The organism is Oribacterium sp. FC2011 (assembly GCF_000701645.1).
Taxonomy (GTDB): Bacteria; Bacillota; Clostridia; order Lachnospirales; family Lachnospiraceae; genus Oribacterium.
The window spans coordinates 20459-45668 of record NZ_JNJM01000011.1; the positions used below are offsets into that span (position 1 = coordinate 20459).

Genomic DNA, 25210 nt, shown 5'->3' on the forward strand with positions numbered 1-25210 from the left:
CGCAGTTTGACAGTGGAATGGAATTAATATGTATCATGCAACCTGAGCTTCATCAGGCATTTTATGCATGATGAGATCAAGTAATATCATAAGAGACAGGCCTACTTCTAAAGCCATGATGAGAGGAAGGGTTTTTCTAAATACAAAAGCACCTTTCAGGAACCAGACGAGAGATGGAATCAGGATCATAAGAAGAACAGAAAGCAAAATCTTTCCCTTAAGAGAATTATCCCCGGATTTAGAATCAAGCCTGTCTTTTATTGTTGCTTCATTCTGCAAAGTTTCAGTTTTTCTGTTTTCTTTGGACTTATGGATCTGTGGGAATGTAAATATTCCGAACAGCTTTGCATCCTCAGGTTCTGCCAGATTACGAACCTCCACACTTTGAGAAAGATCATTATTCGGGTATTTATCCTTGCCGTAATCTGAAGGGAAGGAGATATTACCTGTACCGGTTTCCGGATATGAGGATACGGAAGACAGAGGTATTCTATCTGAGGAAGATCCGGAGACCCCCTCATACTTTTCACCCTTTAGCTGAGCTTTCAGCTTCATAAATTCAGTATCTTCACAAGCTTCATTACTGTATGTAAGAGTTGAGGAAGAATCTTTACCGGTATTGTTCAGGATTATCCCGGCATCCACAGGTCTGAAAATGCCATCCTGTGATATGAGCCCCGGATGTTTTTTGGGATTCTCAACAGCAGCATTCTTTATTTCATTTTCTTTCTCTATGTTTGTGCGCACGATACGCATGAGGTCGGTCAACTGATAGAACTCCTTGCCTGTTTCCTGGAATAAGGAATAGCCGATGATGACGGCTCTGTCATCTTCATAATCAATATGCTTTAAAACATATGTGAGAAGCTCTGTAAGTTCATCCCGGAAAACATTGTCATATGCCGGAATCAGCGTAAAAAGCCACTTGTTATTATCCGGATTGTAGAAAACGGAAGATGGGGAAAGGAATACGGAGTTTTCAGAGATCATATACTCTTCCAGGGAGGAAAGAAAATCATTGAGACACTCCATAAAGACTGAGATGTCCAGGTGGGATAATGCTTTTGTTTCAAAAAGACTGTTCATGGGTTCAAGACCGGTGACATTGTAGCTTAAGATCGTACCTTCCGGTGAATGTTCATAAACTAAAGGCAAAGCACCGGGTACAGGGGTTTCTTTTAAAAGCTTTGTTTCATATGCTTCCGGTGATATATCCATATTCCTGATGTTCATGAAACTGTGTGTAAGTGAATGTTCAAAACTGATATTTTTTTCCATGATTAGGACTCTCCTTCTTCTGCAGGATCCATGTCCTGCTCAAATATACTGATTTCCCGAATAAAATTTTCCGGTTTAAATATTTTTTCACCATCCTGTTTATGGCTGTCCACTTCCTCTTCGATGGCAGTTCTTGTGAAATTATTGATCTTTGATTGAAGGTGGACGGCTCCGTTTATCAAAGTGGCTATAACTAAAAATGTAAAGCTTAGTACATAGGTGGCTTCAATTGTGTTCATGGTTACTCCGGGTTAGAGATTAAAGGTTAAGATTCATAAGAATTGGGTAAAGCCCCGGCAGCATAAGGGGTATAAGGGGCAGTGACATATGGTGAAGATCCTTGTTTTTCATCTTTCCGTAAATAAGCATTACAGCACTTACGATAAATGCTGAAAGAAAGCCGCTTATAAAGATAAAAAGTATGGATCTCAGATCGATATAAAAGGCTGAAATGGTCATAAATACGGCATCTCCTATTCCGAGAGATCCCCTTGAAACTATGCTAACAAAAAGTAACAGGAGACCCGGAAGAAATCGCAGGACCAGATCGTTCAATATAGGGAAGTCAAAAGCTGTCACGGTGAAAATGTTCAGGTACAGGAACAAAGGGAATCCTGTAAGGATAAAAATAAGATGTATCATAGTTGGCACAGCTCTGTATTTCAGATCAAATGCACAGGCTAAGAAAAAATAAAACAGAAAAATAAAAAAACAGGCTTTAAATAAAATAATTGTATTTAACATATGGATTCTAACCGCAGCGAATGCAGCCATGTTTGCCCATAGCCTCTGCTTCGGATTTTTTAAAGGGTTGAATGTAACTTGATAAGGTTTTACAAGTGGGAGTACTGTGATAGCTTCTGGCACCGCTGGTATAGTATACAACTGACATTCTTGTATTTGGTCTGCAGGAGGCACAGGGAGAAAATCGTCCTCCAAACTTCGTTCGAAGGGTTTTCATTTCTTCCCCGGAAGCCTTATGTATCTCATGAGTTATATAGGTACAGTCCATGGTAGTGTGATAAACATCGCTTTCCTTTGTACTTACATAAACCGTGATATCATCCTTTATTCCGGTGTTCCCGTTATCTTCCATCCAGCGGTTTCCATCAGCGCCTATCCATGCTCTCCTGCTGCTTACTACCTGCTGCTCAATGCTGTTCAGGCCAAAAACCGAAAAAGGTAATACGGCATCATAATCAGCCACATACTTGATGTTTTTATCGGTTACCTCGGAATCCTTCAGCATATCGATATGTGCCATCCCCGGCTGCTCTATCTGGTGACCGAGAGCCAGAGCGGAAAGGGTGGTTTCAAAGCTGCTTACCATATCTTTATCCAGCTTCAGGGTTCCGTCTTTCCTTGTGTAGTATTCAATGTATTTTTCCTGAGCCACCATTCGGGAATTTTCTTCAAGAATCATAAGAGCATTACGCTGGTGGTTCAGGATCAACATGGGTGTCATGAGGACAACGCAGGCAAAAATGAGCAGTGTTAATGAGAGAGTTGCCTCCACCGTATATGAAGAACGGCATGATGAATGAAGAAAAGTATTAAGTTGTGTGATATATTTGTTTTTATTTTTATTTTTATTTTCTGATTGCGTTTGTTCGTACTTGGAGTTTTGAAATAAGCGCAATGTAGGTTTAAATACTTTCTTTTTCATGTCGGACTCACTTAATGGGTATCATTTTTATATTTGTAATAGGTTGAAACCTGGAAAGAGTAATCTTTTTCGGGAACATTTCCTGCTGCCAGATTCAAAATTCCGGTACCGTACATAACGTGCCTTGTATCAGGCTCAATGTTTATCTCGAGAGCATAGAGACATTCGTCTATGGAGAATGTTGACTCCGGATCCTTTCCGATGGTGCGAAGGTTTCTTTCTATGCGGCTGAGCATCCTTTTATTGACCAGAGTCTGATCAATGATGCCCTGTCCCAGCAAAAAGGTTCTTAAGTAATCTCTGTAGGACAGGCCTTTTTTTGCTGTATTATCTGCTTCTATGGACCGGCTGCTTCCGAAATCCAGCAAGTCGCCTATATCCATTGACCAGGTTTCTGAATCATGGAAAACAGGGACACGACCATTTGAAAGCAGCGTCTTAACGTCTTTTATGGATTGGGCAAGTGCCCAGATTCCAAGTACAAAGAAGGTGAAAACCGATATAAGGGCAGGGTTTGCGGTTACACATAAAAAGGCAGTAACGAAAGCCCTGGCTTCATTTCTTTTAGCGGTATCTGTATAGAGATATATGAGATTGAGACCTTCTCTCAGAGTGACAAGCTTGGTGACAAATTCGGAAAGATTATCATAATCACTTTCCTTGCCTTCCAACAGGTACTCAAGTTCAAGACCTGTATTTCCGCTTGGGGGAAGAGATTCTTTATTCTGGGTACCCTGATGATAGTAGTTGAAATACTTCATAGCGTATTCACCCATAAGAGCGATTTCCACCGGATTGGCTGTGGAATCCGTCATAAAATGTGGATTACTGTCATTAACCTTTGTTTTGGATGGAATTGCCTGACCTTCAGGGAGTACCAGGGAGAGGAGTTCGCCCTCTAAAAAGGTGCTGATATTGTCGAGAAGCTGCTTGTTATGGCTGTTTATCTCGGATACCTCACCGTTATATGCAACAAGTGGAAAACTGTTCCAGTCTCCTGAGGCACTGCTGTAAAAGGCGGTTATCTCAGCTTCAAAATCATAATCCTCATCCTCATCGTCATGATATTCTTCCATCGCTTCCTGAAGCCACTCTTCAAATTCCTGAACGTCGGTTTCCACCCGGTCGGCATCGACCCGAAGCCGGGAAGTTTTTTCCGGCATGGCTTCTATTTCTGATCTTACGGCCCCGGTTCCCGAAACGTAGCTTTCGTATTCGGAAATCTCTGCTTCTATGGCAGCGATGCCCTCTTCGGAAAGTGAAGACTTACGGGATTCGAAATCGCTTCTTAGTTCAGAGACTTTCTCTGCAAGAGAATCTGCTGCGGCTGTGTAATCGGAAACTGACGAATCTATTTTGTCAAGAGACCCCATAAAATTGTCTTTTGAACCGTAGAACCCGTCAGGAGATTCATTTTTAAGATCTGACCAGGCGTCATGGTGACATGCATTGGCGTTTTTGGCAGAGGCATCAACATTGAAAATCGCATCCTCCACAGCCTTTAGATCATTGGAATCAAGTGCATACTTCTTTTGGAGTTCCCTGATTTCAGAGGTTTCGGTAGTGCGTTTAAAGATATTCTGCATTTCCTCAGAGAGATCGGATTCGTTTTTATCGGAACCCGCAAAACGGATCATAGAATCAATCATGCCGTACTTCATGTATTCAAGAATTTCCTCCTGAAAACAGGTATCCTCGGTTATATGCAGATGACTGTTAAGGTCAATGTTGTCCTCCTTCAGATTACCCGGAAAAAGATTATGGGCACTTCTGTAGGGCTCGGAAAAATCATAGAACTCTTCAATGAGATCCCCGTCTGTCCGGTACTGAAGACCGAGGAGACGATAGTTTTCCCAAAGTCCCCGGTGGTACTGCGAAAAAAGGGATTCCATTGAAGCATCCGCCGCAACCTGCCAGTAGAACCGTTCTCCGACGGTTCTGCAGGATTCTGTAATTGTCAGCAGTAAAGCGGCTATCATGGTGAAGCTAAGTGCCATAAATATGGTCACTGAGGATTTTGTTTCTTTCTTTAACATCAATATACGCTTTGTGCTGAGCTGTCGATCTGGTCGAAGATGTTGGTGAGGAGGTCATTGATCCTTCCTTTGAATACAAGTACAAGGGCAATGAGTACTACCAGAATCAGTACCAACTCAATAGTTCCGATTCCGGATTCACCGTTGATGACATAATCCATGTGGGATCTAAGGGCTCTCTTTGCTTTCTGATCACAGCAGAAAAGAGTAAACTGAAGTCCTTTGAAAAATTCAATTACTTTTCTTGCCAGATACTCAAGTGGACCAAAGGGGCCGAAAGCTAAAACAGATAAAGGTGATGAGTGCATAGTAGTTGTTGTGATGTTCATTTTAAATCTCCTTCTGAGGATTTTTCCTCGTTAAATTAAGTATTAAGTGGCACTATGGTGACACTTTTTGAATGATTTTGCCGGGATTATCCCGGAGAAAAACAGTTTGACAGCAGTTTGAGAGTCAAACCGGATCTTATATTGAACCGGACATTAATCCGGAAAAAGAGGGGGTAAAAGTGAAAGTGAATGTCAAAGCATTATCTTATGGCTGTGAGAGCCGGAACGATAACTATGACCATCACTATGCCGAGTAATAGAAACAAGGGAAGCAGCAGTTTGGTGCCGGCCTCTTCACCCAGACGTTTGGCTGTGGTTTTTCGCTGCTCGAAAGCATCATTCATTTCGAGCTCCAGCATGGCTCTGAGATTTTTTGTTCCTGTACGGCGGTTTTGCTCAATAAGAGATACAAGTTTTGTATAAGACTTAAGATTTATGCGTCGCCCAAGGTCAAGATAAACCTCGGATTCCGGCATATTTCTATTGAACTGAAAACAAAGTGTTCTTAACTCCTGATAGAGAGGACGATCCGGTTTAAGCTTTCTTTGTACCAGATTGTCGTAGCCTTTTGAAATAGTTATAAAGGCATTTTTTATGGTAAGCCCGGCTCCGGTATAGACCATAAGTTTTGACACAAGATCGGAATAATCAAGCATGAGAAGAGTTTCTTTTTTCTTTTTTTCTTCCTTTGCAACAGAACCCTGACGAAGATATAAAGCCATGGCAGCGATTAAACCGAGAAGAGGCATAAAAAGATAGGTTTGATCTGAAGGTTCATGATAGCTTATGGACCTTCCCTCGTGTTCAGTTGGAAGAGTTACGGAATCATTACCGAGAGCGGACATATCTGCTGCACTTATCTTTTCCTTAAGGCTTCTAAGGAGAAGCTCATATTCACTGAATTCGGGAGGGATTATATTAACATAGATCTTGTATGGATCGGAATGATACTTGACCTTTGTGTAGTCTTTGGAGGTTCCACCCTGAGAATAAGTCTCCTCCGGAACTATAAAGGTACTCATAACAAGTGAAAGGTAGCCTGTAACAACTTCACCTTCAGGTATGGTATCATTATGAACCTGACCGTTATCATCGATAAGATGTCTGTATTTTCTGTAGGATTCCTGATCCCCGGTTTCGGGATAGAAATCCCATGACAGGTCGACGCCTCTTTCTTTAAGCCTGGTTACAAGGTTTAGATCATGACTTACAGCCGCAAGACTTTCACCCTCATCCTTTATGATTATGCCTTCGATATTTTCGACGATATCCTGAAATACCAGGTCAGCTTCCTCTTTACTGTAACGTCTGGGACTTACTTTTATATCCAGGGATACATCCGAGTCGTCACGTAAACCGGAAACCTCCAGAGTGAGATTTCTGTCACTGCTTCCATAGCTGTTTCTTTCTATAAGGTTTCCGCCTGTGATAATGTTCCCGGACTGGGAGCTAAGAAAAACCAGAACACTGAGTATCAGCGATACGCCTATACAAAGCATCTGCTCCTTCAGTAGTTTTCGGGGAATCTTCCTGAGCTTCACTGAAAGCTGTCTCATCCTGTTTTGAAAAGCTGTAATTAATGTTTTTTTAGCTTTCATTTGGTTACACCTCTATATCCATAATGCGATTTGCAAGATAAACTGCAAGACAATACAAAAGAAGGCATACAGTCATAGTTACGCGGCCCAGGGTCTGGGTGTAAAGAGTCATAAAAAAGTCCGGGGAAGAAAGATTCATATAGATTATGATGACAAAGGGGATGAGATTCATGACCTTCTGTTCATACTGCTTTGATGCATTCAAAGTTTTGATATCCTCCATTATCTGAACCTTGTCTCTTATGATGCCCGAGGTGTGTGCGATGATCTGAACAAGGTTTCCGCCGTTTCTTTTTGCGGCGATGAAGATTTCTGCGAAATTGGATACATCATCAAGACCCGAACGATAGGCAAAATCCGATAGCATATCCTCTAAAGGCTTGTTAAGATCCATGCCCTTGGTGAAGTGTTCAAATTCCCTCACTATGAGCGCATCCTCAGAAAACATGTGCTTAAGCTCGGGAACCGAGACCCTGAAAGCATTTTCCGTTGAGTAACCTGCACTAAGGAATGAGGACAACGTGGATAAAGCCTCTTTGAACTGTTCCAGCAGCTGCTCACGTCTTTTTTCCACCAGAGTTTTTTTGATAAGAAAAGGGTAAATGAGACATACGGGCAGTGCTGCCAGAAACACCGGCTTACTCTGGTAAAATGTATAGCTCACCAGTGCATCAGCTGCCACAGCTGTAAGAACATGCCGGAGATATTCCGGTACGGTGAAATAGTAATCATTGTAATTTATTAATGAGTTTGTCTGTTTGTTTAAGGGCCGAAAGCTTCTGAAGCTTTTCACCATCGAACTTATAAAGCGGGTTAAGGACGATCTCTCCGTTTTCAACTCCAAGTACCTCCGATATTTCTAAAACACGTCTTTTCCGGTCATTTGTCCTGCCCAGGTGAATGACTACATCTATGGCAGAAGCGATCATATTCCTTATTGCGGGAAGAGGCAGATCCGCTGCCTGAAGTATCATAACCTCCATACGTTTCAGCATGTCTTTTGCAGAATTTGCATGGCCCGTACTTATGGACCCATCATGACCGGTGTTCATGGCGTTGAGCATATCCAGTGCCTCTCCGCCTCTGACCTCACCAACGATGATACGGTTTGGAGACATTCGAAGGGACGCCTTTATAAGGTCCGCCATGCTCACCTGTCCTTCACCTTCGGAATTTGCATTTCTGGTTTCCATGGAAACCAGATTATGCACATTCCGGATCTGGAGCTCCGCGGAATCCTCGATAGTGATGACTCTTTCCTCAGCCGGTATGTACTGGCTTAAAGCATTAAGGAAGGTGGTCTTCCCGCTGTTGGTACCGCCGGAAATGAAGATGTTGTAGCCTGCTCTGGTAAGATCCTTAACAAAGGCTGCCGCTTCTTCCGACAGGGATTTATAGCTTATGAGCTTATCCATGGTGATGGGCTCCGGGAATTTACGAATGGTAAGAGTAGGCCCCTTTAATGCTATGGGCGGGAGAACCACGTGGACTCTGGAACCGTCGGAAAGACGGGCGTCTACGATGGGATTGGAAGTATTAACGGTACGGTTAACCTTACTAACTATAGACTGAATGACTTCTTCAAGCTGATCCTCGGATTCAAAGCTTCTGTTCCACTTTTCCTGATGACCGAAACGTTCGATAAAGATTTCCTTGTGGGAATTTATCATGATCTCTGTTATGGTGGGATCATCCAGCAGCTCGGAAAGAACATCCAGACGACGGAAGCTGTTGAAGATAGCAGAACGGAGATAGAGTCTGTTTTTGAGGCTGATGTCATTTCGTGACAGTAAAAGTTCATCGATCCTTCCGTAGAGCTCTTCATCCTGAAGATTCTGCTCGTTTTTGAGATCAGAAAGGATCTCCTGTTTTAGTTCTTTTTTTATTTCATTTAAAGTGTTCATATTTATTCATATATATAATTCTGTACTACAGCTTTTGCGAAATTAAGGAGGGGGTCTGAGGGATTCTCCATGGCATCGACATAAGATACGTACTGATCCGTTTCCGGAACCACAATTTTTGATATGTGGCTTAATGCTTCCGGAGCCAGGTTTTTTGAGAGATAGTTTTCCAGCTGAGTTATCTTGCTGTTAGCTTTAATGTCGTCTGTTACCGGCATAAAGGTCCAGTCGCAAAGGGGCAGCATCCCCTCAACGCGGCTTAAAATGCTGTCGGTATCCAGGATGATGGCATCCCTTTCGGAGACAGTCCTTAAGTGTTCGATGAAACCGGCTATTTCCTGGGGACTAAGAGTAGTTATATCCTCCGGAGTCCTTACAGGAAGGATGGAGTCCATCTGTTTATCATGAACGATGAGCTCCTGAAGACGGCTGCCCGTAAGTTTTCCCTCTTTATAAAAGTACATGGCTTCTGACAATGTACCCCGGCACATAATGTCTTCATCCGGCGTCTTTTGAGAAGAAACTTCTTCAAGAGTCACATACAGTGGTTTCATATCCTTCTGTAAGACCTTTGTAAGGGCAAGGGCAAAACGGGTTTTCCCGGAACGTCCTACAGGACTGTATATAAGGTAAAGTTTTGATCGGCGGCCTGAGTACTCCCTTTTGGAATCTTGATTTTTCTGCCCGTAGATGGTCATGATCTCACGGAGAATGTTTTCGCCGGACTGATACTTATATATACGGTACTTTCCGGCAGGGTCATTACGCTGTCCATCAGCATTCCCGGCTTCAACAGGTGTCTCAGAAAGCTTAATGATGGATTTTGCAGGAATCTGATATAAAAGGTCGGGTTCCGAAACCTGAGATCTGACCGGTTCAAATGAATACTTCCTGTCATAAGAATCTCCCGAACACTCCGATTGGCCTGTGAAAGCAGATCCGCTATAAGCATTAGTCCGGGAAATTCCGGAATTGTATCTTTTGGCTTCGCTTCCAACAAGCAATTCTATGGGGTGATCCTGGGAAAAATTCACGAGATCATGGTAATTATCGAAAGAGTAAACCGTAAACGGACAGTTCTGATGGTTGGAAGCAAATTTTCTGAACCTGTCACAGTAGGTTTTATCTTCATCAAAGAAAGCAAGAATATGATGCATAAAAACTCCTTATCTTTAGAATGTTCCCTCCTAAGCTCACAAAGGACTCCGGAGTGAAGTAGTGATCAGTCCCGGAATTGCACCGAGAAAAACAGGGATCGCGAGGGGAAGAGTACCTCTTTCCGGGAGTCTCAGGCAGATTTCAAAAATTCTGAAATCTATAAGAAGGCACTTAAGCTCCGGAAAGAGAAACTTTAGCTTTTGTTTGTAGGGGTGATGTAAAGCTTTAGAGATCTTTGTGGGGATAAAAAAGCATTTAGGGGTAATGTTTACTTTTTTACTTCTTGAAGATGCGAAGACTGTTTCAGCTTTGCTGATCAGAATAAATGCAAGAGCTAGGATGAGACCCGGTAGTAATAAATGAAGACCTTCGTAAAAACCGGTCCATGAGATGATAAGAGCGATAAGTTTGGCGTCTCCTGCGCCTGCATTGGTCATAGCGGTGAGAACGGACAGGATCAGAGTTGAGATGAGAAAGGTCAGAAGAAATGAAAGGGAGTATAAGAGGTTTAGGGAACCTGTCATACCCGGAAAAGAGATACATCGGAAATTAAGAAACGATCCGAGTAAAAGATGCATACCTGTAAAAGCGTTTGGTATGCGCCGGTCATATAGATCGGTGAGAGCTGAACCATAAAGGAACAGCGAAAGGACCAGATGAGATACTGTCATGTTGCCTCCGTATGAATTTGTGTGCTCAGTATATGACCGATCTTCAGATATTCCTATAGTCTAAATTATGACAAGGTCTGAAAAGAGACTACGTGTTCTTGAAAAACGGAGCAAAATAGTGAAAAAAGAAAGCCTCATAAATTCCTGAAAAAAGCAGGCAAATGTATAAAAAGTAAAATCTATGGTGAAAATGCACAAAACAAACAGTTTATAAACTTCCTAAAAAAAGTCTAAAATTAGCACTCACCACTTGAAAGTGCTAACAATCGAGATATAATCATTACTATAAAAGAGAAACGCAACGGAAATACTGTATTGTGGGTATCCGGGGCAGGCCGGAACGTTTCTCATGAATTTAAAAAGTAATAGCAAACCGAAAGGTTTATATAGAGGAGGAGATTATGAATATTAACAAGTTTACCCAGAAATCAGTTGAAGCAATAAATAAGTGTCAGGATATCATTACCGAATACGGAAACCAGTATGTGGAGCAGATACATCTTCTGTACAGCCTCATAACTGTTGATGAGAGCCTCATCGCCCAGCTTCTGAAAAAGATGGGAATTTCCATAGATGGTTTCAAAGCATCTCTGGAAACTGAGATATCAAAGCTTCCAAAGGTATCGGGAGGAAGCGGTCAGATGTATATGTCACAGGCTGCCAATCTCGCCCTTACAAGAGCTGAAGACCATATGAAGTCCATGGGAGACGATTATGTTTCTGTAGAGCACATTTTCCTGTCCATAATAAAAGAAGCCGATCCTACAGTTAAGAAGCTCCTTAAGGAATATGACATCACAAAGGATAAGTTCTTAAAGGCCCTTTCGGAAGTAAGAGGAAATCAGAGAGTGACCACAGACAACCCGGAGAGCACCTATGATACCTTAAATAAATACGGTTATGAAATGGTCCAGAGTGCAAAGGATCAGAAGCTTGACCCCATAATCGGACGAGATGAAGAGATCAGAAACATTATCCGTATCCTCAGCAGAAAGACCAAGAACAATCCAGTTCTCATCGGTGAGCCCGGTGTAGGTAAAACCGCCGTTGTTGAAGGCCTTGCCCAGAGGATAGCTGCCGGAGAAGTACCCGAGAGCCTTAAGGATAAGAAGATATTTGCCCTTAACATGGGATCCCTTGTGGCAGGTGCAAAGTACAGAGGCGAGTTTGAGGAGAGATTGAAGGCTGTTCTGGATGAGGTTAAGAAGTCCGATGGACAGATACTCATGTTCATCGATGAGCTTCACACCATAGTAGGAGCCGGAAAGACCGATGGTGCCATGGACGCCGGAAACCTCCTGAAGCCTATGCTTGCAAGAGGTGAGCTCCACTGTATCGGTGCCACAACCCTTAATGAGTATCATAAATATATTGAAAAGGATGCAGCCCTCGAGAGACGTTTCCAGCCTGTAATGATAGACGAGCCGACTGTAGAGGATACTATCTATATTTTAAGAGGTATCCAGGACAGCTATGAAAGATATCATGGAGTATCAATTACGGACAATGCCCTGGTGGCGGCAGCAATGCTTTCCGACAGATATATCTCCGACAGATTCCTTCCGGATAAAGCCATTGACCTTGTGGATGAAGCCTGCTCCATGGTAAAGACCCAGATGGAGTCAATGCCTGAAGAAATGGCTGCCATGAAGAGCCATATCACCCAGCTTAAGATGGAACAAAGCTCACTTAAAAAGGAAGATGACAAGCTTTCAAAGGAAAGAGTTCAGGAGATAGAAAAAGAACTTGCCGAACTCCAGGAAGAATTTGATGCAAAATCCGCCCAGTGGGAAAATGAGAAAAACTCCGTCGGAAACCTCCAGCAGCTCCGTGAAAAGAGAGATCAGATACGTAAAGAAATCGAAAAGCTTATGCAGGCAGGCAATTATGAAAAAGCCTCAATGCTTAAGTATCAGGATCTGGCACAGGTTGAAAAACAGCTTTCAGATGCAGAGAACAGCGTTCACAATGAGGACAAGGCTCTCCTTCAGGAAACAGTAACTGAAGAAGAAATCGGAAAGATCGTAAGCCGCTGGACAGGAATCCCTGTATCAAAGCTTAATGAATCCGAAAGAAGCAAGGTACTTCACCTTGATGATGAGATCCATAAGAGACTCGTCGGTCAGGATGAAGCCGTTGAAAAGGTAGTTGAAGCCATCCAGCGTTCAAAGGCCGGCATAAAGGATCCGGGAAGACCCATAGGTTCCTTCCTCTTTATGGGACCTACAGGCGTAGGTAAGACAGAGCTTGCGAAAGCATTGGCCCAGAACCTCTTTGACGACGAAAATGCCATGGTTCGAATCGATATGTCCGAGTACATGGAGAAATATTCCGTTTCACGACTCATCGGCGCAGCCCCCGGCTATATAGGCTATGAAGAAGGCGGCCAGCTCACAGAAGCCGTTCGCCGTAAGCCCTACTCTGTAGTGCTCTTCGACGAGATAGAAAAGGCACACCCCGATGTCTTCAACATCCTCCTCCAGGTTCTGGACGACGGACGAATCACAGACAGTCAGGGCAAGACCGTTGACTTCAAAAACACCATAATCATACTTACAAGCAACCTGGGTGCCCAGTACCTTCTCGATGGCATAGACAGTAACGGAAACATCACAGAAGCCGCCAGAAAGAACGTAAACGACGAACTCCGTAGAGCCTTCCGCCCCGAATTCCTGAACCGTCTCGACGAGATCATAATGTTTAAACCTCTCAGCAAGGACAACATCGGCCTCATCACAGACCTCATGATAAAGTCCATCAACAAGAGACTCGAAGACAGACAGATCTCCATCGAGCTTACCGACGCAGCCAAGGAATACGTCGCAGACTACGGCTACGAACCCCAGTTCGGTGCCCGTCCTCTCCGCCGTTTCATCCAGAAAAACGTCGAAACCCTTGTAGCCCGCGCCATCCTCGAAGACCAAGTCCGTGAAGGCGATAAAATAGTAATAGACCAACACCTCGGCAAACTCTCCACAGAAATAAAGCACTCATAACCTCCCAAAAGCTATCGGATTTCCTCTGGAAATTCGATAGCCTTTTTTGATGATAACTGTAAGGCCAGTGATGAGTAAGGTCAGAGCATGGGGGCAGCCGGTTAAAAACGTTGAGCGAGGACGAGAAAAATCAGAAACAGCCCCCTTAGTGGCTCTTGGTTCCCTTTTCCTTAGCCCCCTCGCCAAGTCAGTGTTTTCATAAGAGAAAATCTCTGACATTGGCGAGGGCCTAGAGCCACTTAGGGGGCTGTTTCAGATTTTTCCGCCGCAGCGACCCGTTTTTAACCGGCTGCCCCCATGCTCTGACCGCCCCATTCTCCCGAATTGTATGATAAAGTTAAAAAATTTTTGAGACATCCCGCCCCTTAGGGTGTAAAATAGAGGAAGTATGAATGAAAGGAGATCGTGGCATGAAGAAAATGAGTCAAATCAAAATCAGCGGCGGAGATGAAGGCACCGAAGAAGCATTGGACGCAGTTGATAAATACATCAGAAGCAGTGCACTGGAAAACAAGAAAGCCCTCCACTTACGACTTATATGTGAAGAGACCTTGGGAATGGTGCGTGCCATGACCGGAGACTTTGAAGCCCTGTTCTGGATAGAAGAAGAAAATGGAGAATTCAAGGTAAGGCTACAGGCCGATACCATCATGGACAAAGAAAAAAAGGAAGCATTGCTTTCAGTTTCTACAAAACATGAAAATGCATCAGCCAAAGGCTTCATGGGAAAAATCAGTGATATAATCCAGAATGGCCTTCTGAGTTTTGATGAAAGCGCAAAGCTTCAGCAGGAGTACGGCGTAGGATATGATTTTATGACCATGGGACTTATGGGAGAATATCCTGCAGCAGGAGTTCCCATGATGTGGTCACTTGAGAACTATCGTGGAACACTTCAGGATTCAGAAAGTGAAGAAAAAGACGAAGAAGTAGACGAACTGGAAAAGTCTATAGTTGCAAGTCTCGCAAAAGATGTTATAGTCGGTGTAAAGAATGATCATGTAGATCTGACTATCGTATGTAAATAAAAAATAATAAATAGAAAAGGAAGAAAAACTATGTTTAATATCACAAAGAAAAAAGAAGACAACAAATTAGATCTTGTACTTGAGGGACGTCTTGATACAACAACAGCACCTCAGCTTGAGCAGGAGATCAATGCAGAGATCGATGGCGTAACAGAGCTTACATTTGACTTTGCAGCTCTTGAGTATATCTCCAGTGCGGGACTCCGTGTACTTCTTTCCGCTCAGAAGAAGATGAACAAGCAGGGAAAGATGGTTATAAGAAACGTATCTGAAGAAATCGATGAGATATTCAATGTAACAGGTTTTTCAGATATCCTCACTATTGAATAAATCCGGTGATATACTCAGAAAAAAATACAGAGTATTTCAGGAGATAAAAATGAAGCTTAATAAAATAAGAAACACCTGCCTGGCGGTTGTGGTCCTTTCACTTTCAATGAGTATGACAGGTCTTTCCGACTGGCAATATACCTTGTATGGACCGATTGCAGTCTGGACCAATACAACAAGCGGAGAACAGACTACAGTTTATGCCGGACAGCCTGCTCCTGACGGAACACCTGCCCCGGAACTTACACTGACAGCTCCGGTAGTAACAAAAACAGATACTGCTTCAGCCATAGCGGCAGCCAACGCAGCTGCAGATGCAGCAAAGGCAGCAAGAGGCGGCAATGTTACAAATGTGACTACAGATGCGGACCGTGCAGCTGAAAGCGCAGCAGCCAATGCCAACATGAACACCAATATGGTAGCTGTAATAGACCGTACCTACACTAAGGGTAATGCAAGCAGTCAGACAAACAGTGAGCTCCCTATGATACAGACTTCGGATCAGACCGCAGCAAACTCCTCAGGAATATCTGACGGAACCTATGTTGGCCCCGGAAACAGTGTTACAGCAAAGATTTCCGGAACTCAGGGTATCCAGACCGGAACCTACAGTTACAAAGTCAGTGATGGACATCTGGTAACCAATGCAGAAAGTCCCGAAGTAGGAAAATCTCTTTCAACCGGAAACACAGCAGCTGCAACAACCACAAACACAACAACCGGAAATACAGCTGCAGCCACAACCCAGAACACATCTTCCTCCGCACCTGTAACCAATAACAGTTCAGCGGTAGGCTACAACGGAACATTACCATCCACCGGCAGTAATAATATAGCTACATACCAGACACCCGGAGCGTGATTAATAGTAACAGTTCAGCGGTGTGGTAAAATATGAAGAAATATGCTATTATATTCTCCAAATGCGCACCAGCGCATCTGGAGAATTTTTTTATGGCAGATAATGAAATAAAAAATACAAGCAAAAATGCCGGTGATAATGAAACCCCTGGGGACAGCGGCTTCGTCATAGACGTAAAAGATGTGACAAAGATCTACAGACTCTACGATAAGCCCATAGACAGACTCAAAGAAGCAGTCAGCCTGACCCATAAGAATTATCATCGTGATTTTTATGCTCTTAATCATATAAATTTCAAAGTCGGTAAGGGTGAGTCCGTGGGTATCATCGGAACAAACGGTTCCGGTAAATCCACCATCCTTAAGATAATAACCGGAGTCCTTACTCCGTCTGATGGAGAGGTGAACATAAAGGGTATAATATGTGCCCTTCTTGAACTTGGCGCCGGATTCAATCCTGATTATACCGGAATAGAGAATGTCTACATGAACGGAACCATGATGGGTTTCACAAAGGAGCAGATGGATGAAAAACTTCAGGAAATCCTGGACTTCGCAGACATTGGGGATTTCGTGAACCAGCCTGTGAAAAGCTATTCCAGCGGTATGTTCGTAAGACTCGCCTTCGCAATGTACGTGGCCATGGATCCCGAGATACTCATCGTGGATGAGGCTCTTTCGGTAGGAGATGTCTTCTTCCAGGCCAAATGTTATCACCGCATGGATGAACTCCGCAGAAACGGAACCACCATTCTGATGGTTACTCATGATCTCGGATCTGTAATGAAATACTGTGACAGAGTTGTCCTTATAAATAAAGGAGAAAAGATCGCTGAGGGAAAACCGGGAGAGATGGTTGATCTTTATAAAAAAATCCTTGCCGGAAGATTTACCGAAGAGGATAAAAAGAATATCGAGAAGAAGCGGGATGCTGATGCAGCCGTTTCCTTTATAGATGGGCAGGATTTCGGCGTTGACAGCATTGGCGCAGCCGCCATGAAGGATAGAGAAGGATCATCCGGACCGGAAAATGATAACGGGCCGGAATATGACAATCCTGACAGCGGTCACCTGATGCAGGACGAGCTTAATCTGAATCCTAATCTTCAGCATTATGGTGACGGAAGAGCGTCTATTTATGATCTCGGTATACTGGATCAAAGAGGAAAGGTTACAAACGTCATAGTTAAGGGAGAGACCTTCTCCATAAAGGAAAAGATACGTTTCAATGCACCTTTGGAAGCTCCGATTTTTACATTCACAATAAAAGATAAAAGAGGCGCGGATCTTACAGGCACCAATACAATGATCGAGGAGTGCGGCATTGAACCAGTTAAGGAAGGCGATGAATATGTCTGCACCTTCACACAACGTATGACGCTGCAGGGGGGAGAGTACCTTCTCAGTATGTCCTGCACAGGTTTTGAGCAGGGAGAGCACGTGGTCTATGACAGAAAATATGATGTAGCATCTATCACAGTGCTCTCAAACAAAAACACAGTCGGTGTTTACGACATGGAGTCGAAGGTGACTCTGGAAAGGCATAACAGACAATGAGTTTCACACATCATAAGACCAATTTGATAGAGTGGTTCTATTTTGATGATATGACCACAGGCATGGAAAGAGATGCCTCAGTTCTGGTACTGGGAGACAAAGAGTATACTGCTCCCTTCATAGAACTACTTCAAAAGAGAGTCCGTAATGTTTCCAGAAGACTTGATGAGACAGCATATGATTACATTATCATCCCGGTTCTCACAAGAAGAGTGCTTAAAATATTTAAGGGTGATCTCGAAGGCATGTTTAAGTCCCTCTCCGGCACCTGGCTTAAAGAGGGTGGCTGCATCCTGCTTGGTATAGAGAATGCCCTGGACATTGATCGTCTCGCTTCAGGAGAAAAAGAGGGAGACACCGTCTACATGCGCTGGTCAGAGGTGAAGGCTCTTCGCGAAAAGCTTAAGGAGAAAGAGCCTGAGTCAAAGGAATGGATGTACTATCCTGTTCCTGAATTAAAGATGCCTCTTAATTTTTATACGGATGAACGTTTACCGGGACCTTCTGATGAAACAGAGAAGATAGGCCTTCTGGTAAAGGAAAACGAATTTCAGGAGTTTGCACCGTCATACTTCTTCATTTTCCAGCCTAAGGGATCACACAAAAGTCGTGCAAAGGACTACAGAAAGTACCGACCCATTTACATTAAGTACAACTCAAGCCGCAAGCCGGAGTATGCCATAAAGACAGTTATATATAAAGACAGCAGAGACATTAAGCATGTGGCAAAGTCAGGTATCACTCCTGAGGCCAATGCTCACATCGATTCTCTTACAGCCAAGGCTAAGGAGCAGCGTGAGGTTAATCCTACGCTGGATGTGCTTAAGGCTGAGGAAACAAGTCATGCTTTGGGAGATTTCCAGCGTTTAAGCTACCAGATTTATCCCTATCTTGAAGGAAAGAATCTCGGAAGACTCCTTGCAGATCTCATAAAAGACGGAGTTGCTCCGGTAAAGGAGCTTGTGGAATCCGTTGATATGGTTATAGGCAAGAGAGACGGTGAGATAAAACCGGCAAATCTCGACTGCCTCTTTGATAATGTTATCATGGTTAACGGTAAGCCCACCCTCATAGACTGCGAGTGGGTACTGACCGAGGCTGTGGATGTAAGATTTTTACAGTTCAGAATACTTTATTATTGGTATCTTTCCTACAGAAATGAGCTCAGTTATGATGATCTCTTCGGATTTATGCGTAACTTTGGATTCACTACGCCGGAATGCAATGAGCTTCTTGATAAAGAACAGGAATTCCAGGTTTATGTCCACGGAGACGGCCGGGACAGCAATATCAATGCTTACTACGAGAACAAGGTGACTGTCCACAGATTCAATGAGCTTAAGGGAAGACTTGCGGTAGCAGAGAATGACCTAATAGTACTTGGTCAGAGAAACGAAGAGAATAAGATCGCTCTTAAAAAGGAGCGTGAGGTTAACAGACTGACTGCTGTTCACGTAGCGAACCTTACAAAGGTCATCGAGATACATGAGAGAGACATTGAAACTCTCATAAAAGAACGGGAATACTATAGACTTCGTATGGGAATCAGGGGTAAGCTGTCTCAAAAGATAAGCAATGCCTATAACAGAAGATTCCCGGAGGGCTCCCGCAAACGTAAGGTGCTTTACTATATCGGTCAGAGCTTCAGACACCCGGTGAAAACATTACCCCTATTCTTCACTGCAGAGGGCAAGAACCGTATAAGAGGTGACTTCAATATAGGATCTGCCTACAGTGAGTACGGAAAGGTAAGCTTCGAAAAAACAGATACTCCTCTGGTAAGCATCGTTATACCTTGCTACAACCAGATCAACTATACCTATCAGTGTCTCATAAGCATCAAGGAAAACACTGATTTTGAGAAGACTCCTTACGAGGTCATCATAGCGGATGACGTGTCAACGGATGCCACAAGAGAGATCGGTTTTTATGCAGATAACCTGGTTATCGCAAGAAACCGTGAGAATATGGGCTTCCTTAAGAACTGTAACCAGGCAGCTGAGATTGCCAAAGGTAAGTACATTTTCTTCCTTAACAATGATACCAAGGTTAATGCAGGCTGGCTTGATTCTCTGGTTTCGCTTATAGAAAGCGATGATTCCATCGGTATGGTGGGTTCAAAGCTGGTTTATCCCGACGGACGTCTCCAGGAGGCCGGCGGCATCATCTGGTCAGACGGCTCAGGCTGGAATTACGGAAGACTCCAGGATCCTGAGGAGCCGGAATACAATTACGTAAAGGAAGTTGACTACATTTCGGGTGCAGCCATCATGATCCGTACCGAACTCTGGAAGGAAATCGGCGGATTCGATGAGAGATTCGCTCCGGCATATTATGAGGATACGGACCTTGCCTTTGAAGTGCGTAAGCATGGAAAGAAGGTTGTGTTCCAGCCGAAATCCGTTATCACTCACTTTGAGGGAATATCCAACGGAACGGATACCCAGGATACTTCGGGACTTAAGCATTATCAGGTGGTTAATCAGGAGAAGTTTAAGGAGAAGTGGGCTGAGGAGCTGAAATCACAGTCTGTTAATGACGGAAATCCAAATCCTTTTGCTGCCCGCGAGCGTGGACAGAACAGCAAGTATATCCTGGTGGTTGATCATTATGTGCCTACATGGGATAAGGACGCAGGATCAAAGCTTGATTATCAGTATATGAAGCTTTTCAAGAGCGTTGGCTACAAGGTTAAATTCCTTGGGGACAATTTTGCTCATGAGGAACCTTACACTTCAGAGCTTCAGCAGATGGGCATCGAAGTGCTGTACGGAAATACCATGCAGGCCGGCATCTGGGAATGGATAGATAAGAATAAGAAGTTTATTAATATTGCATATCTCAACAGACCGCACATTGCAACGAAATATATCGATTATTTCCGCGATAATACCGATGTAAAGGTTATCTACTTCGGTCATGATCTCCATTCTCTTCGTCTCATGAGAGAGTATGAGCTTAATCATGACGAGAAGACTAAAGAGGATGCAGAGTACTGGCACAACATCGAGTATGGTGTTATGCGTAAGGCTGACGCAAGCTACTTCCCGTCAGAAGTTGAAGCAGAAATCGTGCGTAAAGAGGATCCTACGATTAACGTCAAAGGCATTACCGCCTATGTATATGATGAGCCGGCGGTGCTGGATGAGGATTACGCAAACAAGCAGGGACTTCTGTTTGTGGGTGGTTTCGGACATCCGCCAAACAAGGATGGTCTCCTCTGGTTTGCCAACGAGATCCTTCCAAAGATAAGAGCCCGCATTCCGGATATAGTGCTTAATGTTGCCGGCTCCAAGGCTGATGAAGAGGTGATGGCTCTTAACAACCGTCCGGATATCAATGTTCTCGGCTTTGTTACCATCGAAGAGCTGGATGAGCTTTACCGCAGGAACAGAGTTGTAGTTGTACCTCTCCGTTTCGGTGCAGGTGTAAAGGGCAAGGTGGTGGAAGCACTCCATGCCGGTGCAGCCGTGGTAACTACCTCCTGCGGAGCTGAGGGAATACCGGAAGCTTCAACCGCCCTCCATATTCAGGATACGGAAGAGGGCTTTGCCGAAGATGTTATAAACCTTTATAACAACACCTATGATATTGAGAATATGTCTAAGAGGGCAGTACAGTTCATAAAGGATTATTACTCCCCTGAGGGAGCATGGAACAAGATCCGTGATGATTTTGAATCAGACTACAGGAAGTGAGATTTTTTAATCCGTTAAGATGAGCATTTGGATGATGGATTTCCGGATAAATCCGGTTTTTGGGGAGGATACAGAGTGTGAAAAAGTATAAGCATTGCTTTGCGGTAGCCGCATACGGGGAATCCGAATATCTTCCATATCTTCTTAATTCTCTGAAAAACCAGAGTATGGAGAGTAAGGTTATCATCTGTACCTCTACACCCAATAAATTCATCACTGAATGCAGTGCCCGGTTCGGGTATCCGGTATATGTGAGAAACGGAAAGCACGGACTTAAGGAAGACTGGAATTTTGCATATGAAGAGGGGAGCCGGCTGGCTCCTCTCGTAACCATAGCCCATCAGGATGATCTGTATTTTCCGGATTATACCAAAGCGCTATTAAATGCCTACAGTGTGTTTCCGGATATGTCTCTTTTCTGCTGCCGTTACGATACCATCGACGGAGAGGGAAATACTATCCCCGGAACTTCAGAGCGGGTAAAGAGGTTACTCAGATGGCGCTTAAGGGATCATAGCAAAGCCCATAAGACCGGAGTAAAGCTGTCGGCATTAAAATACGGAAACGGCATAGGCTGCCCAACCTGCACCTACAATGTTTCCTACTGCCCTGCACCTCTCTTCAGAAACGATTATAAGTTTGCCATAGACTGGGAAACTCTGGTAAGACTTGCGAAAGAGCCCGGAAGATTCATAGTTATCGAGAAATCCCTTATGGCTTATCGCATCCATCCGGGAGCTGAGACCATGCGTAATATCGAGAACCATAACCGTGAGCTGGAGGAAGAGGAGATGTTCAGAAAGCTGCATCCTGCACCTATAGCCGCATTACTCATGCATTTCTATAAGAAAGCATACGGAGCATATGAAAATAAAAAAGATAACTAAACAACAGGTGCAAATGGTGCTTCCTGCACTTTTTGCACTTATTTTAATTGGTTTGTTTATAAATCGAAAAATACAGATAAGAGGACTTTACGGAGATGATCTGTATCTCTGGTCCTATTATGGGGAGGAAAATTTCTGGGAGTTTACCTTCCCCATGAAAACAAAGGGTAATTTCAGACCTTTTTACTGGGCTCTCAGTTACCTTGAGTTTGTTATCGTGGGCCGGCATGTAAACTACTATGCCCTGTTCAATACGGTGATAAATATAGCTGTCTCTTTTTTGATATATTTCTTTTCTCTGGGATTTACAAAGACCTTTAAACTTAAAGGAAAGAAAATGTTGGCAGGACAGATTGTTTCATTTTTTACCGCAGCCATGTATCTCGGATCACATTTTGCGGGATACCAGATAGGACAGGTTCTGGGACTTCTGGAAACCATGGCTCTTAGTCTGGCGATTTCAGTGCTTTACCTTCTTTATAAGTTTTCGGAAGTTGGACAGAGTATTTACTACAATTTGGCCTGCCTTTGCTACTTTCTTGTGTTGTTTACCCATGAGAGATTTCTGGCATTGTTTCCGCTGTTTTATCTTTCTCTTATTAACCTTCGTGATAAGTATCAGATTGAAAAAGATCAAAAGCTACGGAGATCCGGTTTAGATCAAAGAAGAATAAGTGACTATGTTCTGAAGGCAGCCATTCCTTTTCTCGAAGTAATTTTTTTCTTCGGAATCAGGCGGATCATCGCCGGTCAGGCAATGCCGGTGGGTACGGCAGGAACAAAGGTTTCAGAAACCTTTGAACTCAGTCAGGCATTTATGTATGCTCTCCAGCAGGTTCAGTACATCTTTGGAGTTAATGCAGGAGAATCCTATCTCTCCGGAATAAACTGGAGTGAAACACCTTTATGGGTTCACACCCTTGTTTATTTAAGCTGGATCGTGCTTTTCGCCATGATGATTTACTTCATAAAGGAAAGCCTTAAAATCAAAGAACCACTCTATGATATTATACAAAACCTGTTGTTTATAAGCTTCATAGCCTTATGCATTGGCTGCAGCTCCATAACCGTAAGACTTGAGATACGGTGGATTTATGTAAGCTACACAGCCGCGCTTCTCTATGTTTGTTATATGTTCGGGAAGCTGGCAGAGGCAAAAACCGCGAAATCAGGCCATTCTCAGGCAGTGGACAACCCGGAAACCCATGTGGACAACCGTTCCCGTCGGAGAAAAACTGCGGATTTTTCATCTAAAGGTGTTATATGTTTTGCGGTAATGTTTATCCTCTACTGTGGTATCATGATCCCGGTGGAGCAGCTTTACAGAAGTAATTTCAGAAACATCTTTTTCTTTACTGAGCTTGACAGAGTGAATTCTCTTGCAGATCAGACCATAGGAAAATATCAGGATTTTCTGGGAGTACGACAGACCTATATTTTTTACAATAAATATGGTATGACAGATTTCTACGGGGAGTATTTTTATAAACCCTATGATCCGGAGAAAACCGGTCAGGGATCTGAAGTACATTTTATCAATGATGTGTCGGAGCTTCCGGAGTATGCAGCCTATGAAAATTCCGTAATACTTCTTGAAAGCACCGATCAAAGGGAATATATAGATATAACAGATCAGATATTCGGAAAGGCAGATTGGGATGCCGTCAAAGAAAAGTGATAGCATAAAATCAAATAAGGATTCAGAGAGAAAAGCCCTTAACTACCACGAGGCTGTAAATGAAGCAAGGATACAAAGCCCCGGCTATAAGGTCTGGCAGAGCATAGTTTTGATTCTTCCGTTTTCAGGGGCAATGTTTCTTTTATGGTACATTAAGGGAGCATCTCTTGATGTGGTGTATTCGGATTATATAAGGCTCATAAACAGCTATCTTCCGGATACCCTGGCAAAGGAAAGCTTCCTGGTGCCGGATGTACTGACCCGTATACCGGTAACCTACCTGATAAGATGGATCAATGTCACGTTTTTTTCCTATTCTGTTAACTTTGACAGACTTCTTGGGGTATTGGGAGTGCTTATCATGATGTTTACGGTAAGCCTCTACATAAACAGAATGCATTTCAATGTATTTTCCGTTATTGCACTTATGGCTGTGGGATTCAGTCTTAACAAGTGGGAGCTTCTCCTGAATGGTTCAGGCTACCCTCACTTCCTTAGCTACGGACTCTTCTTTTATAACTATTACATTCTTGAGAGAGTGTTCACAGGCACAAAAAAGAGATACGATGATGTGCTTCTGACTGTGCTTCCATATATAGCACTTTTGACAGCCGGGCCCTACATAGTACAGTACTGCGCAGCCCTTATTGCGTCAGCCCTTTATATGCTGGTGATAAAAAACCGGAATGTGGACAGAAGCCGCATCCCTATATATGTGATAACCACAGCCATACCGGTGATAATGTTTCTGTGGAGCAATTCCATGGCAAGATATGAATACGCAGGAGCCGCTGATGTGACACTTATGGAAGTGCTGACAAAGCAGACCGGGTTCACGGTTCACTTTATACTTAACGGTTTTGCATCTGAATTGCTGTCCGGCTCATGTCTTGAGTCAATGCTTGGGCTCGGAGTCATAGGCTACAGTGATATATATCTCACAGGGGCAATTGTGGTTGCAACTTATCTTTTGGCATTTATACTGTTCTTCAGGAAAGGCATTTACAAAAAAACAGTCTTTCCGCTTATACTTATGGTCAGCGGACTCAGCAGCCATGCACTGGTATTTTTATCGAGATATATTTTTCTTACAGAAATTTACGCATGGCAGAGCAGATATTCACTCCAGTATATGCCGGGAGTTCTGGGACTCATAATGATCTATGGCCTGCTTTTTACTGACTGGTATGAAAGATATCTGGTGTACAGGCATAAAGAGAAAAGACTGGAGCCGGAAAGCAGAAAGAGACGGAGAAGCAATCCGGGAGTTCTTTCGCTTGTGTGCCTGTTTTTTGCATTGGCAATCCCGGTTTCTTTTATCGCAGGAACTCTGGTTACCGGCAGGTTAGAGATGAGCAATATGCCCTATCGGAAGATATACTTTGAATCCATAAGGGAAGCTGCATTAAATGTTGATGATTATACGGATGATGAACTTAATGCAATTTTTGAGTATAATCATGGTGCCAATAAGGTCAGACACGCTATATCCGTTCTTCAGGATAACAAGCTTAATGTCTTCAGGGAAGGATAGA

At 43.4% G+C, this 25210-nt stretch carries 20 protein-coding genes; 9 read left to right on the forward strand and 11 right to left on the reverse strand.

All coding sequences use genetic code 11. The features are described from left to right. Positions 1 to 33: 33 nt before the first annotated feature. The 11 genes from T357_RS0110165 to T357_RS0110215 form a co-directional block, all read right to left on the reverse strand. Positions 34 to 1278, reverse strand: coding sequence for a DUF6382 domain-containing protein (locus tag T357_RS0110165; RefSeq protein ID WP_031551926.1), 1245 nt, complete (start codon positions 1276 to 1278; stop codon positions 34 to 36). Between the two features lie 2 nt (positions 1279 to 1280). Further along, the gene (locus T357_RS0110170) at positions 1281 to 1517 is read right to left on the reverse strand and encodes a hypothetical protein (RefSeq protein WP_031551929.1); all 237 of its coding nucleotides are present in this window, start codon (positions 1515 to 1517) and stop codon (positions 1281 to 1283) included. A gap of 19 nt (positions 1518 to 1536) precedes the next feature. Further along, a complete protein-coding gene (locus T357_RS0110175; protein ID WP_031551932.1) occupies positions 1537 to 2052 on the reverse strand; it encodes a prepilin peptidase in 516 nt (171 codons plus the stop codon). Next, a complete protein-coding gene (locus T357_RS0110180; RefSeq protein ID WP_031551935.1) occupies positions 2030 to 2944 on the reverse strand; it encodes a hypothetical protein in 915 nt (304 codons plus the stop codon). Before T357_RS0110180 ends, T357_RS0110175 begins: the two co-directional genes overlap by 23 nt. Before the next feature lie 11 nt (positions 2945 to 2955). Then, positions 2956 to 4980, reverse strand: coding sequence for a DUF5702 domain-containing protein (locus T357_RS0110185; RefSeq protein WP_031551938.1), 2025 nt, complete (start codon positions 4978 to 4980; stop codon positions 2956 to 2958). Further along, positions 4980 to 5309, reverse strand: a complete 330-nt coding sequence (locus T357_RS22335) for a Flp1 family type IVb pilin (protein ID WP_044916711.1) — start codon at positions 5307 to 5309, stop codon at positions 4980 to 4982. Before T357_RS22335 ends, T357_RS0110185 begins: the two co-directional genes overlap by 1 nt. Positions 5310 to 5509: 200 nt before the next feature. Beyond that, the gene (locus T357_RS0110195) at positions 5510 to 6907 is read right to left on the reverse strand and encodes a type II secretion system F family protein (RefSeq protein WP_049962375.1); all 1398 of its coding nucleotides are present in this window, start codon (positions 6905 to 6907) and stop codon (positions 5510 to 5512) included. Positions 6908 to 6911: 4 nt separating this feature from the next. Beyond that, complete coding sequence (locus tag T357_RS0110200; protein ID WP_242840094.1) at positions 6912 to 7571, reverse strand: type II secretion system F family protein; 660 nt, start codon at positions 7569 to 7571, stop codon at positions 6912 to 6914. Positions 7572 to 7635: 64 nt separating this feature from the next. Continuing rightward, positions 7636 to 8811 (reverse strand): TadA family conjugal transfer-associated ATPase, encoded by a 1176-nt coding sequence (locus tag T357_RS0110205; protein ID WP_031551947.1) that lies wholly within the window; start codon positions 8809 to 8811, stop codon positions 7636 to 7638. A gap of 2 nt (positions 8812 to 8813) precedes the next feature. Next, entirely contained in the window at positions 8814 to 9968 is a 1155-nt protein-coding gene (locus T357_RS0110210; RefSeq protein ID WP_031551950.1) for a P-loop NTPase family protein, read from the reverse strand. 36 nt (positions 9969 to 10004) lie between these two features. Beyond that, positions 10005 to 10640, reverse strand: a complete 636-nt coding sequence (locus tag T357_RS0110215) for a prepilin peptidase (protein WP_031551953.1) — start codon at positions 10638 to 10640, stop codon at positions 10005 to 10007. A gap of 401 nt (positions 10641 to 11041) precedes the next feature. Here T357_RS0110215 and clpB point away from each other — a divergent pair, with 401 nt between their 5' ends. The 9 genes from clpB (at position 11042) to T357_RS0110260 (ending at position 25209) form a co-directional block, all read left to right on the forward strand. Continuing rightward, entirely contained in the window at positions 11042 to 13636 is a 2595-nt protein-coding gene (gene clpB / locus T357_RS0110220; RefSeq protein WP_031551956.1) for an ATP-dependent chaperone ClpB, read from the forward strand. Positions 13637 to 14046: 410 nt separating this feature from the next. Next, positions 14047 to 14664, forward strand: a complete 618-nt coding sequence (locus T357_RS0110225) for a hypothetical protein (protein WP_197027332.1) — start codon at positions 14047 to 14049, stop codon at positions 14662 to 14664. 30 nt (positions 14665 to 14694) lie between these two features. Then, positions 14695 to 14994, forward strand: coding sequence for an STAS domain-containing protein (locus T357_RS0110230; protein ID WP_031551964.1), 300 nt, complete (start codon positions 14695 to 14697; stop codon positions 14992 to 14994). 49 nt (positions 14995 to 15043) lie between these two features. Then, positions 15044 to 15856: a hypothetical protein gene (locus T357_RS0110235; RefSeq protein ID WP_031551966.1), complete on the forward strand. Its 813-nt coding sequence runs from the start codon at positions 15044 to 15046 to the stop codon at positions 15854 to 15856. A gap of 92 nt (positions 15857 to 15948) precedes the next feature. Next, complete coding sequence (locus T357_RS0110240) at positions 15949 to 17412, forward strand: ABC transporter ATP-binding protein (protein WP_081828124.1); 1464 nt, start codon at positions 15949 to 15951, stop codon at positions 17410 to 17412. Continuing rightward, positions 17409 to 21110, forward strand: a complete 3702-nt coding sequence (locus T357_RS0110245; protein WP_031551971.1) for a glycosyltransferase — start codon at positions 17409 to 17411, stop codon at positions 21108 to 21110. The genes T357_RS0110240 and T357_RS0110245 overlap by 4 nt, the downstream gene beginning before the upstream one ends. Positions 21111 to 21187: 77 nt before the next feature. Beyond that, positions 21188 to 21997 carry a glycosyltransferase family 2 protein gene (locus tag T357_RS0110250; protein ID WP_031551974.1) on the forward strand — a complete coding sequence of 270 codons (810 nt, stop codon included), beginning with the start codon at positions 21188 to 21190 and terminating at the stop codon, positions 21995 to 21997. Further along, entirely contained in the window at positions 21975 to 23675 is a 1701-nt protein-coding gene (locus T357_RS0110255; RefSeq protein WP_031551977.1) for a hypothetical protein, read from the forward strand. The genes T357_RS0110250 and T357_RS0110255 overlap by 23 nt, the downstream gene beginning before the upstream one ends. After that, positions 23656 to 25209, forward strand: a complete 1554-nt coding sequence (locus T357_RS0110260; RefSeq protein ID WP_049962376.1) for a hypothetical protein — start codon at positions 23656 to 23658, stop codon at positions 25207 to 25209. Before T357_RS0110255 ends, T357_RS0110260 begins: the two co-directional genes overlap by 20 nt. Position 25210: the final 1 nt, after the last annotated feature.